This window comes from Staphylococcus casei (assembly GCF_030294405.1).
GTDB classification, from domain to species: Bacteria; Bacillota; Bacilli; order Staphylococcales; family Staphylococcaceae; genus Staphylococcus; species Staphylococcus succinus.
The window spans coordinates 1,483,964-1,499,146 of record NZ_CP125718.1 but is presented as its reverse complement, the minus strand read 5'-3'; the positions used below and the strand labels follow the sequence as shown (position 1 = coordinate 1,499,146).

General features: G+C 32.9%; 13 protein-coding genes and 1 other RNA gene. 2 read left to right on the top strand and 12 right to left on the bottom strand.

What is annotated here, in order from left to right; translation table 11 throughout:
- Nucleotides 1-13: 13 nt before the first annotated feature.
- The 8 genes from QMO72_RS07315 to QMO72_RS07280 all read right to left on the bottom strand — a co-directional run bounded on the left by QMO72_RS07315 (nt 14) and on the right by QMO72_RS07280 (nt 8,750).
- The gene (locus QMO72_RS07315) at nt 14-3,454 is read right to left on the bottom strand and encodes a dynamin family protein (protein WP_103267251.1); all 3,441 of its coding nucleotides are present in this window, start codon (nt 3,452-3,454) and stop codon (nt 14-16) included.
- A 257-nt stretch (nt 3,455-3,711) separates the two neighbouring features.
- A complete protein-coding gene (locus QMO72_RS07310; RefSeq protein ID WP_069824037.1) occupies nt 3,712-4,347 on the bottom strand; it encodes an SDR family oxidoreductase in 636 nt (211 codons plus the stop codon).
- A gap of 369 nt (nt 4,348-4,716) precedes the next feature.
- Nucleotides 4,717-5,622 carry an EamA family transporter RarD gene (gene rarD, locus QMO72_RS07305; RefSeq protein WP_069824036.1) on the bottom strand — a complete coding sequence of 302 codons (906 nt, stop codon included), beginning with the start codon at nt 5,620-5,622 and terminating at the stop codon, nt 4,717-4,719.
- 38 nt (nt 5,623-5,660) lie between these two features.
- On the bottom strand, nt 5,661-6,794 hold the full coding sequence (locus tag QMO72_RS07300) for a THUMP domain-containing class I SAM-dependent RNA methyltransferase (protein WP_103267252.1): 1,134 nt from the start codon (nt 6,792-6,794) through the stop codon (nt 5,661-5,663).
- 167 nt (nt 6,795-6,961) lie between these two features.
- Nucleotides 6,962-7,343: RNase P RNA component class B (gene rnpB, locus QMO72_RS07295), an RNA gene on the bottom strand.
- 138 nt (nt 7,344-7,481) lie between these two features.
- Nucleotides 7,482-7,838, bottom strand: a complete 357-nt coding sequence (gpsB, locus tag QMO72_RS07290) for a cell division regulator GpsB (protein WP_046837400.1) — start codon at nt 7,836-7,838, stop codon at nt 7,482-7,484.
- A gap of 10 nt (nt 7,839-7,848) precedes the next feature.
- On the bottom strand, nt 7,849-8,415 hold the full coding sequence (locus QMO72_RS07285; protein WP_069824406.1) for an SLOG family protein: 567 nt from the start codon (nt 8,413-8,415) through the stop codon (nt 7,849-7,851).
- Between the two features lie 5 nt (nt 8,416-8,420).
- Nucleotides 8,421-8,750, bottom strand: a complete 330-nt coding sequence (locus QMO72_RS07280) for a DUF1798 family protein (RefSeq protein WP_103267253.1) — start codon at nt 8,748-8,750, stop codon at nt 8,421-8,423.
- Between the two features lie 257 nt (nt 8,751-9,007).
- On the opposite strand from QMO72_RS07280, the gene recU reads away from it, so the two are divergent.
- Nucleotides 9,008-9,634, top strand: a complete 627-nt coding sequence (recU, locus tag QMO72_RS07275; RefSeq protein WP_069824034.1) for a Holliday junction resolvase RecU — start codon at nt 9,008-9,010, stop codon at nt 9,632-9,634.
- Entirely contained in the window at nt 9,631-11,919 is a 2,289-nt protein-coding gene (locus QMO72_RS07270; RefSeq protein ID WP_103267254.1) for a transglycosylase domain-containing protein, read from the top strand. Before recU ends, QMO72_RS07270 begins: the two co-directional genes overlap by 4 nt.
- 146 nt (nt 11,920-12,065) lie before the next feature.
- On the opposite strand, the gene QMO72_RS07265 is transcribed toward QMO72_RS07270, so the two are convergent.
- The 4 genes from QMO72_RS07265 to asnS form a co-directional block, all read right to left on the bottom strand.
- Nucleotides 12,066-12,398: a YpoC family protein gene (locus QMO72_RS07265; protein ID WP_103267255.1), complete on the bottom strand. Its 333-nt coding sequence runs from the start codon at nt 12,396-12,398 to the stop codon at nt 12,066-12,068.
- Nucleotides 12,399-12,403: 5 nt separating this feature from the next.
- A complete protein-coding gene (gene nth, locus QMO72_RS07260) occupies nt 12,404-13,063 on the bottom strand; it encodes an endonuclease III (protein ID WP_046837395.1) in 660 nt (219 codons plus the stop codon).
- Nucleotides 13,053-13,739 carry a DnaD domain-containing protein gene (locus tag QMO72_RS07255; RefSeq protein ID WP_103267256.1) on the bottom strand — a complete coding sequence of 229 codons (687 nt, stop codon included), beginning with the start codon at nt 13,737-13,739 and terminating at the stop codon, nt 13,053-13,055. The genes nth and QMO72_RS07255 overlap by 11 nt, the downstream gene beginning before the upstream one ends.
- Nucleotides 13,740-13,830: 91 nt before the next feature.
- Nucleotides 13,831-15,123 carry an asparagine--tRNA ligase gene (gene asnS, locus QMO72_RS07250; RefSeq protein WP_103267257.1) on the bottom strand — a complete coding sequence of 431 codons (1,293 nt, stop codon included), beginning with the start codon at nt 15,121-15,123 and terminating at the stop codon, nt 13,831-13,833.
- Nucleotides 15,124-15,183 lie beyond the last annotated feature (60 nt).

The following is a 15,183-nucleotide window of genomic DNA, read 5'->3' as shown; positions in this document are numbered from 1 at the left end:
ACCTCTTTCTTTTTTACAATAATGGTTTTAATTGGGCATTTGTATGTTGTAATTGTTCAACAAGCGCATGATCAATTTCAAATGATAATAATTGTTGAATTTGCTTATGAATATCTTGTTCAAATTCATAGAATCTTGCTTCAGCATTTTGGTTCATTTTAATAACAATTTCTATGAGTGCTTGTCTTAAATCTCCAATGCAAGGTGCTAAAAGGTTAACTGTTGCATGGGTGATTTGCGTTTGTATTTCATTTTGTGTTTTAGCTTGTAGTATATTTTTCTTAGATAAAGATTTAGGTAATGAATCGATCATTGTAGTTAAATCTAATTTTAAATAAGGTTCATCTAAATTGATATCACTTTTGTTAAATTCTGGTTCAAAAAATACATGAATTTGTTCCAATTTTTGTTTTAAAGGCGCAATTTCAGTATGAAGTTGTTCATGAAAGTATTTCTTAACACGTTCAACCAATAAAGATTGTTCTAAATAAAGGCGTTGATGTATTTGATCTAAGTATATCTTGGTAGAATGACGTTTTTCTTCAGAAAAATTGCTATTTTTCGTCATCTGTCCATTATAAATCGATTTGACTTCATCAAGCAATTGTAATTTTAGTCGTTCGTTCAGATGATATATTTGATCTTCGACTTCATTTGACGCACGTTGTTCTGCAATCTGTAATATATCATAACTTAATATATTAGACTGATCATACCGCTTCAACTGTTCTTTACGTTGCTCGACTTGAGCTTGATTGTTCTTTGAGTCTTCTATCATTTGATCAAACGCTTCGGAAATATGCATCAGTTGTTGCAACATTTGTTGTTGTAGTATGTCTTTAGACTTAACTTGAGAAAAATACTGTATGCTTTCTTTAAGTTTTTCAATGCCTTCATTATGAGATTGTAAGGCTTGTCTACTAGAAACAGCAAAAATGTCCGAATCCATATTGACTTGTGTTAATGCATCCCCTACATATTCAACAACGTCATTCAAGTCTTCGTCAGTTTCAGCTAAATCAGTAGCATTGATAATCATTTTAAACGCTTGGTTTTCATTTAATTGGTTCATTTCTTTCATATGTTCAATGAAACGCTTATCATTTTCGGTAAATGAATGATTAAAATAACTTACATATAAGATTAAATCAGAAGAAGTTAATATTTTTTCGGTTTCATTCGTGTGTCGTTGATTATTAGAATGTAACCCTAATGAGTCAACGATAATTTTATCTTTTAGCCAATCTAGTGGTAATTTAAGATGTACAGTATTAACAAATGTTGCAAATTCATCTTCTGCGCTCCATTTTTTTATTTCTTCTTGTTCTATGGTATGCGTAAGGCCTTTGGAAATCATATCTTGATACATGTTGTAATGATTTTCAATTGCACTGACAAAAGCTAGTTTGTTTTTTTCCAAAGTCGCTTTGAGTTTACTTGTATTTTTATTTAAAAATGCTTCTATACTGTCGAAATTTTGATTTTCTATTTCAAAAACTTGATTCAATTCTTCTAATAATTGTTCAACTGATTTTAACGTAATTTGACTTTCATTACCATATGATAATTCTGTCATGGCTGCAGTCGTTGGATTAGGAGAACTTACTAGATAATTATCACCGAGTAAAGCGTTAATTAAACTACTTTTCCCAGCACTAAATGTCCCAAAGACACCAATTTTTACTACTTTTTGATCTAATCTTTCTAGCGTGTCGTTAATATCCTGCTTGGTCTGTGCAAACAGCGGGATATCTTTAATCAAATCGAGCGCTTGCGCTATTACTTTTGTATTATCTTGATTACTGTAGTGTTGTTCAGTAATAGGTTGATGAGTTACTTTTACTGAATCTGGTTGAGTTTTCGCTTCATAATGAATTTCAGTACGATCTATCAATTGATCTAACGAATCATCTATATGAATGTAATAGTGCATATAATTTTGTGTCGCAAGTGATTCTCTTAGATTACGTAATTCGATAAATTTAACATAGTCATTATAATCGTCTTCTTGTTCCGTACCTATATCGTTTGCTTTTGAATATTTTATAGCTTTTTTAAAAAGTGGATCTGATACTTTAGCGATATATTGTTTCAGTGATTTCATTAAATCATCAGCAAAAGTCAGTACATATTGATTGCTAATACTGATTTGCATTTGATATAGATCAGTAATGAGCTCTGGATGGATGGTATAGTGTTGGTTTAATATTTCATCAGTAATTTCAGATGAATTAATAAAGCGAGTTAAGAATGACATATCACTTCTGAGTGGTTGTCTGATTTCTTGATTTACTTTTTCTTGTATATGCCCTACTAAATCGTCTAAACGAGATTGTTGTTCTTCGATTGTTTTACTTTTTTTATTGAATAATCCCCCCACTTTAAAATCTTTAGTACGACTTTCTAAGTAAAACCTGATTTTCTCTCTTGTATCGTGAGTCATGATATATGCATTTTCTAAGATAGTTTTGCGTTTTTGCTTTAAAAATTCATAAAGGCGTTCAGGATTGTTTAAAAGCTTAGCTTCTTCACTTACTTGTTGATGTTGTTGGAAATTTAAATAAGCTTGATCAAAATCCGCTTCAAATATATCGAGTTTATCTAATAAGTCTTGTATTTCATATTGTATATAGGATAGCTGTTCTTCAGTGATAAATGTCACTATTCTATCTACATAATCGTCGATGGACTCTCTATGGTTATCCTTTTCAACGAGGTAATGAGAAAGTGAGTCAATTTCATTATGCTCATGCTCAAATTTAGACACATAGTATATGCGATCTAAATTGATTTCCCATTCTGCAATGGACTTTTCAACCCGTGATTTAAAAGTATCAAAACTAATTTCGTCTTCGTTATGTTTATCTATTTGGTTAATCACAAACACAACAGGTACCCCAGCATGATTCAATTGTTTCATAAACTGAAAATTTAATGCTGATTGCACATGGTTATAATCTACCGTGTAAAAGAGAACATTACTCGTATACATAAATTCTTCAGTGCTCGATTGGTGCGTCGCTACATTTGAATCTACCCCTGGTGTATCTTGTAATGTGAACCCTTTATTGAATTTATCTGAAGGACATTTGATCTCTACAGATTCTACATCAATGTTTGCTCTATTCATTTGTTTAACTTCATCATAGTTATTGAGTAAAGTATATTGTTTATTACTTAAGTTAGCGATAATTCCTTTTTCATCTGTAACTGAAACGATAGCTGTGTTACTAGTAGTTGGTACAGGTGAGCTCGGTAATATATTGTCTTCTAATAGTAAGTTAATGAGTGTAGACTTTCCAGCAGAAAAGTGGCCTACAAATGTAGCGGTATACTGTTCTAAGTATACTTTTTTAATAACTTGATTAATGATATGGACCAATCTTGTATTCTTTGATTTTTCGACTTCTTTTTTTAATTTGTATAAAATATCGAGTTGCTCAGTATTAGACATCATACTATCCCCTTTGTTACTTCTATATAATTATTCTTATTGTATAACAAATCGCTCAATGTCAAAAGTAAGTTTGTTCAATTCACTTGTTAATATATAATTAATGGTGCTTTTGCATAAGTTGTTCGTTGGTTGAGCTAGCCGCTGAATGATTTAATAAAAACGTCATTCCCTGTATCAAGGAATGACGTTGTAAGTATTACGTATAATTTATGTGCTATGCATAATATATGATCTAGTCGCTTCGGATATTTAACTTACTTCCATCTAGGCTTATCAAAATCAGTATTAGGTTTGTTAATACCAATATTTTCTTTGAGATGGAGTGTTGGGTTTTTAGCGATGTTAACAGCTACAGCTGCTACACTTTTTCTTGATACTTCTGTCCCCTTAAAGGCTTCATCTTTTTGTGTGATCTCATAATCAATTTCATTTGTATCTGTTAACCATGCTGGTCTAAAAATCGTATAGTCCAATCCAGAATTCTCAATAATATCCGCTGCTTTTTTATAAATCGGAGCATATTCACGCGTATGCTGTTCTACCCATTCACCAAATTTACCAGGTACTTCATTGTATATACCCAAAGATGTAACAAATATAAGTCTTTTAACACGCTTCTCTTGCATAGCTTTTACAATAGTTACCGCTTCTTTATCTAAATCACCTGATAAACTTGCTAATACAATGTCTACATCGTCCATAGCGTTATATACGTCTTCATAATTCGTTGCATCCCCTTCACGAACTCTAATCCGATCTGACGCATAGTCAGGTAATCTGTTCGCATCTCTCAGGAATAATCGTAAGGTATATGATGTATTTTCTAAAAATGAGTTGATTGCTGCTTTAGAAATTTCACCATTGGCACCTAAAATAAGTACTCTTGTCATCAAATCACTCCTATAATTGTTTATTTTGATAGCATATTAACATTAAATTATACTGTTCACACTTTTTAGTGTCTAGTTCGAATAGTACGTTAGATATTTAATATAACGTTATCTCGTTTATATCCACACTACTACAGTTAACCTGTTTGCACCAATATTAAACTCAAATTTAATACTTACTATAGAGTTAGACATGTGCTTATTACATTTAAAACACTTTTATGTTTCTCATTCATTTGAATTTTTTGATTGCCAGTCTTATTGACAATGCACTATCACTATAACGAAAAAAATCCCTGAATGTATAGACGTAATTAACATGAGTTCACTACATTCTATAGTCAGGGAAGATACTTATTTTATATACTGTTATTGTATAACGGGGTTTTTGCTTTTTTTAATTTTCAAATATTGTGAAATGCTATATATAATAATTCCTAACCAAATAAAGATAAATGTAATTAATTGATCTACATCAAAATGTTCTTTAAATAGGAATATACCTAATATAAACATAATCGTTGGTCCCACGTATTGTATAAAGCCAGTTAAAGATAATGGTATTCTACGTGCACCAGCTGAGAATAAGATTAATGGAATAGCTGTTACTGCACCAGAGAATAATAACCAAAATGATGAAATATTCATACCGAAAGTTAATCCGCCATGTTGCCATATGTACCATAAATAGATAAGTCCAGCTGGAGCAGTCACGATACATTCTATAGTTATACTGCTAATAGCATCTATAGGTATAAGTTTTTTGATTAAACCATAGATACCAAATGAACCAGCCAGTAATAATGAAACGCCAGGGAAAACACCCATTTTTAATGTCATGTATAAAACACCAATCACTGCAAATGCAATAGCAATCCATTCAAATTTAGTGAAACGTTCTTTTAAGAATATCACAGCGAGTAGTATACTAACTAATGGATTGATATAATACCCTAAACTGGACTGTAACACATGTCCATTGGATACTGCCCAAATAAAGGTACCCCAATTGATTGTGATGACATAACCTGCTGCAATAATTGCAATAAGCTGGATTGGATTTGAAAAGAGCTTCTGTATATCACGTTTAAAGGGTTCTGTATTTTTGGTAATCACTACCACAAACAACATGAATATCATAGAAAGTACAATTCTAAATGCCAATATCTCGAAAGCACCAATATCATTAACTAATTTCCAATATGCAGGGAGAATTCCCCATAAAATGTAAGCACCAAAAGCAAAAATGATACCTTTTTTAAACTCGGTGTTCAAGTGAAGCACCACCTTTCACTCATGATTAGTCTCGCGTTTTAATTCTGAGGTTTTCTTTTACCCCAATATTGATAATACGTACATTCAATATAGCCATTAAATAATTTTCTACGTTTTGTTGCCTTTTTATTTACTAGATGTTCAAACTCTGCGCTGCTTGTTAATACATAAGTAGATAAATGTGGATTGTGATTCATGAGTTCGCCTAGGTAACGATACATTTGTTCTACCTCATCACGATCTCCGATACGTTCACCATATGGAGGGTTACCTATTAAAGCGATAGGCTCATCTGTTTCAATAGTTAGCGTATTTACATCTTTGACGCTAAATTGAATAATATCAGCTAAACCAACCTCTTCAGCGTTACGACGTGCAATTTCAATCATTTCTGGGTCAATATCTGAAGCATAAATTTCTAACTTTCGATCGTAATTTGCTTGTTGATCTGCTTCATCTCTCATTTCATCGTAAAGTCGATCAGGCATAATGTCCCATGACTCAGAAACGAAATCACGATTAAATCCAGGCGCGATGTTTTGTGCGATTAAGCTCGCTTCAATCGCAATGGTACCAGAACCACAGAAAGGATCGATGAGTGGTGTATCGCCTGTCCAATTGGCTAAGCGTATTAAACTTGCAGCAAGCGTTTCTTTGATCGGTGCTTCACCTTGAGCGAGTCTATAGCCACGTTTATTTAATCCAGAACCTGACGTGTCTATTGTTAGTAAAGCATTATCCTTTAATATTGAAACTTCTACTGGATATTTGGCACCTGTTTCGTTTAACCAACCACGTTCTTGATACGCGCGTTTCAAACGTTCTACAATAGCCTTTTTAACAATAGCTTGACAGTCTGGTACACTGAATAAAGTGGATTTCACACTACGTCCCTGTACTGGAAAGTTACCGTCTTGTTCTATAATAGCTTCCCATGGTAGAGATTTTGTTTTTTCAAATAATTCATCAAATGTAGTGGCTTTAAATTGACCGACTACAATTTTAATTCTATCTGCTGTGCGTAACCAAAGATTACATTTGACGATTGCAGTTTCATCGCCTTCAAAAAATATTCTGCCATTTTCTACAGTTGTGTCATAACCTAGTTCTTGAATTTCTTTGGCAACAACTGCTTCTAATCCCATTGGACATACGGCTAATAATTGATACATTGATTTGCTCCTTCGTAAATAATGATATGTATTTATTTTATCAAAAGTTTTTTTAAATAGATATGACAATGCAATAACTTATTTATTATAGTTTGTTATTACATATGTATACTAAGACAATTAAAAAAGCTCTCCTTTGTGGGAGAGCTTGGGTCTAGTGATGATGCTTCTGTAAGCCATGTTTTGTACCGTTGTACTGCTAATGTGTACTAGCTACACTCGTACGCTGGTGGTAACCATCTGTCTACCGATATTTAAATGTAAATATCGGTCTTAATTATACGTTGAATTCCGCTAAAAAAGTGCTCCTACCTAATTTGGATTGCTCACTCGAGGGGTTTACCGCGTTCCACCTTTTATATTTCTATAAAAGCTACGTCACTGTGGCACTTTCAAACTATTCTAACCATATTATAATAACTTAGGTTATTTCATTGCCGTCAACTTAATGCCTTGACTTATTGTTTCGTCAAGCACGAACACTACAATCATCTCAGACTGTGTGAGCATGGACTTTCCTCTATATCTCTATAGCGATTACCCGAAACACCATCTTTAAAAGTATAGCATCTTTTAAGACTTGAAACAAATAAAAATAAGTCAAGTTTTGAATTCTTTCAAAACTTGACTTTATGTAGATGAAACTATATCTACAAATGTCATACCCTTAAAATAAGATATGGTATGTTATTTGCCGAATACTGCTTTTTCTAAGTTAGAAATTCTTTTTAGAATATCTACGTTGTTATTACTATTATTAGTGCTCTTGCTGGCAGCATTACTATTTGAAGAGAAGTTTTTATTTTCTTGTGGTCTCGATGTAGCTACACGTAATCTTAACTCTTCAAGTTCTTTTTTTAACTTATTGTTTTCTTCTGAAAGTTTTACGACTTCATTGTCTAAGTCTGCCATTTTTTGATAATCTGCTATGATGTCGTCTAAAAAAGCATCGACTTCTTCTCTTCTATAACCACGCGTCATAGTTTTTTCAAAATCTTTTTCATAAATATCTTTTGCTGATAATTTTAATGAAACATCTGACATTTTTTCCACCTCATTCAAAACTTTGTTTTTGAGACCACTGCAAGTCGTTGATAAATTCTGTTAATTCATCGAACGTCACAATGTCACAAGTATAGTTTGTTTTTTCTATAAAATCAACTAACATTTGTTTAAAGAATTTCGGGCTAGCTTCTTGTTCCTCATCATAAATCAAAAGTGTTTGATCCGTGTGATCTAACATAAACTGATCGGTTTGCTTAAATTGATGAGGACCTTCATATGGTGAGTGAAAAACACTATCTACAAAATCTGCTTGTTGAGTAATGTTTTTATATTTTGCTTGATTTTGTTCATTCCATCTATCGCTATGGCCATAAAAAGGAGTAATAATACCAAGCTTTAACTCTGGGTGTGTTGCCTTTAATTCAAGTACTACCTCAGCTGTCCATAACTCTATACCCATCTGTCCTTGTATTAATACCCATTCCAATCCTTCTTCAATCAATTGATTTAATTTATGTGCAATAAATTTTTTTAAATAGGAAACTTCTGGGGCATCATCTTTGAAGATATTGAGTTCAAATGATTTATATCCCGTAACATAAATTGTTTTTATCATAGGCTTCATTCATTTCTTTGAATATAAGTTAAATCATATTGTACTGCTTTAATTTTTTCTGTGAATAATTTTCGACTGGTACGTTTAAAGTGACATTCTACGGATAATGATTCAATGTTAGAAATTAATAGATCAAATTTCTTTTTATTCATATACTGGAGTTGTAGAATTTGCGATTCATATTTGACTAACGCATTGAGCGTTTGATCAATATGTTCAGCAAAAGGAATGACCATAGAATAAAAATCATAATCTATTTCGCTTTGTTTGACAGCTTCGAATTTTTCTTGCATAACTTGTACGTCTTTTAATAATTGGGTAATGTATTGTTGCATGAAGTTTCCTCCTACAAATCAAATTTACCATAAAAAGTGGTGAACGTCATTTCGTAACTATCTCCTTTCATATATAGCAGTTAAGATGGTTATGCGTATTGCAATATTGTTTAATTCATAAAAGCACGTTAAAATGTATATGGTGTAATGTTAATTACATAGAATGCACATTTCCTATAGCATAGTTTGGAAAAATTCCACAAAGTCAGTTATAATGGAAAAGGTTTTGAATACCAAACTAAAGTGGTGAAGAAACAATGAATTATCCAAATGGAAAGCCATTTAAAGGAAATAAGTCTCAAGTCGGACGAACTTATGAGGATAAACCTAGTAAAATAGACTATGGTGGCAGAGGCATGTCATTAGAAAGTGATATCGAACTGTCGAATAGTTATTATTTGAATCATGGTGTGGCCGTAATACATAAAAAACCAACGCCGGTTCAAATTGTAAATGTTCGTTACCCTATGAGAAGTAAAGCTGTAATTAATGAGGCTTATTTCAGAACACCGTCTACAACTGATTATAATGGTATATATAATGGGCATTATTTAGACTTTGAAGCGAAAGAAACTAAAAATAAAACTTCTTTTCCATTAAATAATATGCATGAACACCAAGTGTTACATATGGAAGCATGTTATAAACAAAGTGGAATTGTTTTTTTATTAATAGGCTTCAAATCGCTAAATGAAGTTTATCTCCTTCCCTATTCCAAATTCAAATATTTTTGGGATAGACACAAAAAGGAGATTAAAAAGTCTATAACGGTTGAAGAAATAAGAAAAAATGGTTACTATATTCCTTATCAGTATCAACCAAGATTAAATTACATCATAGCAGTTGATAAGTTGATATTAGATGAAAGTGAGGACCGCGTATGACGGAGAAGAAAAGGACTTCCCAATCTAATAAGAGTGGTGAGTCTGAACAAAAAAAGAATAGGAATATAAAAAGAACGGTTATTAAGATCATTGGTTTTCTCATTATAGCCTTTATCGTTCTAGCTTTAATAGGAATCTTGTTATTTGCTTATTATGCTTGGAAAGCGCCGGCTTTTACAGATTCTAAGTTACAAGATCCAATCCCAGCTAAGATTTATGATAAAAATGGTGAGTTGATTAAGACCATTGATAACGGGCAGCGCCGTGAACATGTAGACTTAGACGAAGTGCCTAAGACGATGAAACAAGCTGTATTAGCTACTGAAGATAATCGTTTTTATGATCATGGTGCTTTAGATTATAAACGTTTATTTGGAGCTGTTGCTAAAAACGTTACAGGTGGATTTGGTTCACAAGGTGCATCGACTTTAACACAACAAGTAGTTAAACGTTCATTCTTAACAGACCAAAAATCAATCGCACGTAAAGCCCAAGAGGCATACTTATCATACCGTTTAGAACAAGAGTATAGTAAGGATGAAATATTCCAAATGTACTTGAATAAGATTTATTATTCTGATGGCGTATATGGTGTGAAAGCTGCTGCTAAATACTACTTCAATAAAGATTTGAAAGATTTGAATTTAGCTGAGTCAGCGTATCTTGCAGGTTTACCACAAGTACCGAATACGTATAATATTTACGACCACCCTAAAGAAGCGGAATCTCGTAAAAACACAGTGCTTTATCTAATGGAGTATCACAATAGAATTACTAAGAAACAAAAAGAAGAAGCACAAAACACTTCAATTGAGGATAATTTAGTTCAACGTACAGCAAAACAACGTGAAGTAACTAAAGATGAGTCTAATCAAGAGTATGATTCATATATTAACTTTGTTAAATCAGAATTGATGAACAACAAAGCATTCAAAAATGAAGATTTGGGTTCTGTACTGAATAGTGGTGTCAAAATTTACACGAACATGGAAAAAGATGTTCAACAAACATTGCAAGATCGTGTGAATAACGGTAGCTACTATAAAAATGACGACCAACAAGTTGGTTCTTCAATTGTAGATAGTGAAACTGGTGGACTGGTTGCAATATCCGGTGGTAGAAACTATAAAGATATCCAAGATAGAAACTTAGCAACAGATGCACACCCTACCGGTTCATCCTTAAAACCATTCTTAGCGTATGGACCAGCAATCGAGAATATGCAATGGGCTACAAACCATGCTATTCAAGATGAAGAATCATATCAAGTAGATGGTGTAGAATTTAAAAACTATGATACTAAGAGTCATGGTACAGTGAAACTTTATGATGCATTACGTGAAAGTTTCAATATTCCTGCGCTTAAAGCTTGGCAGTCAACAAAAGAAAATGCAGGCAATGACGCACCGAAAAAATTTGCTTCAAAAGTAGGATTAGATTATGAAAGTGATATTGGACCTTCTGAAGTATTAGGTGGTTCTGCATCTGAATTCTCCCCTACACAATTAGCATCAGCATTTGCAGCAATTGCAAATGGCGGTGAGTATAATAATGCACATTCTATTAAAAAAGTTGTAAAACAAGATGGCGAAACAATTGAATATGATCATACAAGTAAAAAAGCAATGAAAGATTATACTTCATACATGTTAGCTGAAGTACTTAAAGGTACATTTGAAGCATATGGTTCAGCTTATGGACATGGCGTTTCAGGTATTAATTTAGCTGCTAAAACTGGTACTGGTACTTATGGTGAGCAAACTTACCAACAATATAACCTACCAGATGATGCCGCTAAAGATGTTTGGATTAATGGTTTCACTCCTAAATACAGTATGTCTGTATGGATGGGCTTTAACCAAGTTAAACAAGGTGGCGTAAACTCCTTCGTTGGACACGACGAACAAGAATACCCACAATATCTATTAGAAGATGTGATGTCTGATATCTCTCCTAAAGATGGAAAAGATTTCAGCAAACCAGATTCAGTGAGTGGCGATGATAAAGACAACTTATCAGTGAAGAGTAATCCAGATGATAATACAACTGATAACAAACCTGCAGGTCAAGGCAGTAGTTCATCTAGCTCAAGCAGCGATGATGACAAAGACAATAACTCATCTAGCTCAAGTAGTTCTTCAAATAATAGTGGTGGTAACAGTAATAGCACAACTACTAATGGAGCTACGACTCAACAACAAGGTAACAATAGTTCAAGTAACACGAATGCATTAACTAAATTATTTAATTTAAATGCGATACTTGATACTAAAAAATCTTCATAAATTTTCAAACCCGCTTTCCTTAATCATGGGGAAGCGGGTTTTTTATATACATATTTAATAGCGGATTACGATAACTCAAAAAACTAGCACTCATAATCATTTATGAGTGCTAGTTTTTGAATTTAAATTATACAATCAAGCTTGAACTAGCTGGGATTGTTTTTGCGTCGTATTTGATAAGAGGCATTCATTTTAATAAGTTCAGTTTTTAATGTTTTCATTTGGCTGTATCCCATAAAGTGATATTTACGTGCAACCATATAATCATAACGTTCTTTAAAATTCATAGGAACCACAGCATAATTAGTCAAATCACTAAAATCAAGTATATTTTGATCATTGATTTGTTTAAAGTAGTCAATAATCAAGTCAAAATATTGATCCAATAATGCTTTGGCTTCTATTGATTTTAATTTTTTCTCTTTAGCATAATGATCCAATGTATGCTCCAAATGGATGAAATCTTCTTTTACTATCATTATTTTCACGCTTCTTTCAAACTAGCTTTATACCGTTTTTGTCCCTCTCTACAATCTTCGAATAATGGACAAACATCACATTTTGGACTTCTAGCCAAACAATGGTAACGTCCAAAGAAAATGAGTTGATGATGCGTCTTATTCCAACGTTCACGAGGAACTACAGTACATATTTTGTCTTCTACCTGTCGCACATTATCTTTCCAACGGCATATGCCTAAACGTTTTGATACACGTTCTACATGAGTATCAACAGCTAATGATGGTTCGCCAAAGGCAACACTCATGACAACATTAGCTGTTTTACGCCCTACGCCAGCCAGACTTTCTAATTCTTTATGCGTTTCAGGTATCTTTCCATCAAATTGATCAATCAATGATTGGCATAACTTTTTTATGTTTTTAGCTTTGTTTCTATATAAGCCAATCGTACGTAAATCATTTTCTAAATCAGAAATATCTACTTTTAGATAATCTTCTGGAGTTTTATACTTTTGAAATAGATTTTTAGTCAATTTGTTAACAGAAATATCAGTCGTTTGTGCTGATAGTAATACTGCTATCGTTAGTTCAAATGCATTATCATGAACGAGTTCACATTCTGCATTTGGAAACATGTCAGCAATTACATCTATCATTTCAAGTGCTTTTTTATTACTTATCATTTGGATTCTCCCCATTGAGCCAATCAAATTTAGGCACCTTATTTACCGTATGTTTCATTTTAGGTTGTTTAAATTGGCTGCTTATTTTTTTGGAATCTTCAATGGTTTTGACATTATTTTTTTTCCAATTCAATAAAATACGATCAATATATTTAAGGCTCATCTTGTTCTGACTTGCTGCTTCGTCTAAAGCTGCTTGTATGACAGCCAAGTCATGTTTATCTACGTCTAACCATTGATTTAAAGTTTCAATCTCATAAGGTGATAGTGGTCTACCAAAAGCTTGTTCAATTTTCTGGAATAATGTATTAAATTCAAGTTCTGTTTGATGTTCATCTTGTTTAACATGTATTTGTTGCATAATTTCACTTAATCTATCATAAAATTTATCGAGATTCATATATTCAGTGAACTTACCTTCTTCATCCTTATTAACATTTAATTCTAGCAAATCATGCTGTATTAATCCCTGAATGATAGATGTAATTTCTCGTGAATTTAGGGAAGTCCCTTGTTGAAGTGATTCAATCGATGGTTGCTTATCAGACATTTCTGAAGCATGTATTAGCTTTATTAAAATGACTAATTCTGTTTCATTAAGTCCGAGTTCATCATAATGGTCAAGCAACTCTTTTCTAATCACAACAGGTCTTGTCTTTAATTGTTCTCTATTCAAATTAACACCTCCTATTGTGATGCTATTTTATAAAAAAGCCCAGCCATCATAATGTGTGGACTGGACGTTTTAGTAAAATTCATTAAAAATACTATGGGTATAAACGATTAAGTAAACGTGGGAATGGTGCTGTTTCGCGTACGTGCTCTACGCCAGATAGCCAAGCAACTGTTCGCTCTAAACCTAAGCCAAAACCACTATGTGGGACGCTTCCATAGCGACGTAAATCTAAATAATAACTATAACTTTCAGGATCTAATTCAAATTCATTTATACGTTGTTCTAATAACGCTAAATCATTAATACGCTCAGAACCACCTATAATTTCACCATATCCTTCTGGTGCGATTAAATCGGCACAAAGGACTGTGTCTTCATTTTCAGGATTCGGTTGCATATAGAAAGGCTTGATTTTAGTTGGATAATTAGTAATGAAAACTGGTAAATCATAATGATTTGCAATAGCAGTTTCGTGTGGTGAACCGAAATCTTCGCCCCATTCAATATCATCAAATCCTTGTTCTTTTAAGAATTTAACTGCATCATCATAAGTGATACGTGGGAACGGTGTTATAACTTTTTCAAGTTTAGATGTATCACGTTCTAAAGCGTTAAGTTCAAGTTTACAATTGTCTAGTACAGATTTTACGACGTGTGTAACATATTGTTCTTGTACTTCTAAACTTTGAATATGATCACAAAAAGCCATTTCTGGTTCAATCATCCAAAATTCTATTAAATGACGGCGTGTTTTAGATTTTTCAGCTCGGAAAGTAGGACCAAATGAAAATACTCTGCCATGAGCCATTGCTGCTGCTTCCATATAGAGTTGTCCACTTTGTGATAAGAACGCATCTTGATCAAAGTACTTCGTATAGAATAGTTCACTTGTACCTTCAGGTGCGCTTGCTGTTAATATTGGCGGATCAATCTTAGTGAAGCCATTATCATTAAAGAATTCATATGTAGCACGGATAATTTCATTTCTAATCTTCATTACAGCATGTTGTTTTTTAGAACGTAACCATAAGTGGCGATGATCCATTAAAAATTCAGTACCATGATTTTTAGGTGTAATTGGATAATCGTGTGCATCGGATATCACTTCAATTGATTTCACTTGCATTTCGTAACCTATGTCAGAGCGATTATCTTCTGTAATAGTACCTGTGATATATATTGAAGATTCTTGCGTGATTTCTTTTGCAAGTTGGAATATGTCTTCCTCTACTTCTGCTTTCGCTACAACACCTTGCATAAAGCCAGTACCATCTCGCAATTGTAAAAATGCTATTTTACCACTTGAACGTTTATTTGTTAACCACGCGCCAATTGTGACTTCTTGGTTAAGGTGTTGCTTCGCTTCTTTAATCGTTGTGTTCATAAAAAGTCTCCTATTATATTGTTATCTTCTTTTTTTAATCCTTATATATTTTAACAAAAT

Excerpts from the sequence above, each read along its gene's own strand:
- QMO72_RS07315 (WP_103267251.1), bottom strand. The coding sequence starts at position 3,454 with ATGTCTAATACTGAGCAACTCGATATTTTATACAAATTAAAAAAAGAA.
- QMO72_RS07310 (WP_069824037.1), bottom strand. The coding sequence starts at position 4,347 with ATGACAAGAGTACTTATTTTAGGTGCCAATGGTGAAATTTCTAAAGCA.
- QMO72_RS07300 (WP_103267252.1), bottom strand. The coding sequence starts at position 6,794 with ATGTATCAATTATTAGCCGTATGTCCAATGGGATTAGAAGCAGTTGTT.
- gpsB (WP_046837400.1), bottom strand. The coding sequence starts at position 7,838 with ATGTCAGATGTTTCATTAAAATTATCAGCAAAAGATATTTATGAAAAA.
- QMO72_RS07285 (WP_069824406.1), bottom strand. The coding sequence starts at position 8,415 with ATGATAAAAACAATTTATGTTACGGGATATAAATCATTTGAACTCAAT.
- QMO72_RS07280 (WP_103267253.1), bottom strand. The coding sequence starts at position 8,750 with ATGCAACAATACATTACCCAATTATTAAAAGACGTACAAGTTATGCAA.
- recU (WP_069824034.1), top strand. The coding sequence starts at position 9,008 with ATGAATTATCCAAATGGAAAGCCATTTAAAGGAAATAAGTCTCAAGTC.
- QMO72_RS07270 (WP_103267254.1), top strand. The coding sequence starts at position 9,631 with ATGACGGAGAAGAAAAGGACTTCCCAATCTAATAAGAGTGGTGAGTCT.
- QMO72_RS07265 (WP_103267255.1), bottom strand. The coding sequence starts at position 12,398 with ATGATAGTAAAAGAAGATTTCATCCATTTGGAGCATACATTGGATCAT.
- nth (WP_046837395.1), bottom strand. The coding sequence starts at position 13,063 with ATGATAAGTAATAAAAAAGCACTTGAAATGATAGATGTAATTGCTGAC.
- asnS (WP_103267257.1), bottom strand. The coding sequence starts at position 15,123 with ATGAACACAACGATTAAAGAAGCGAAGCAACACCTTAACCAAGAAGTC.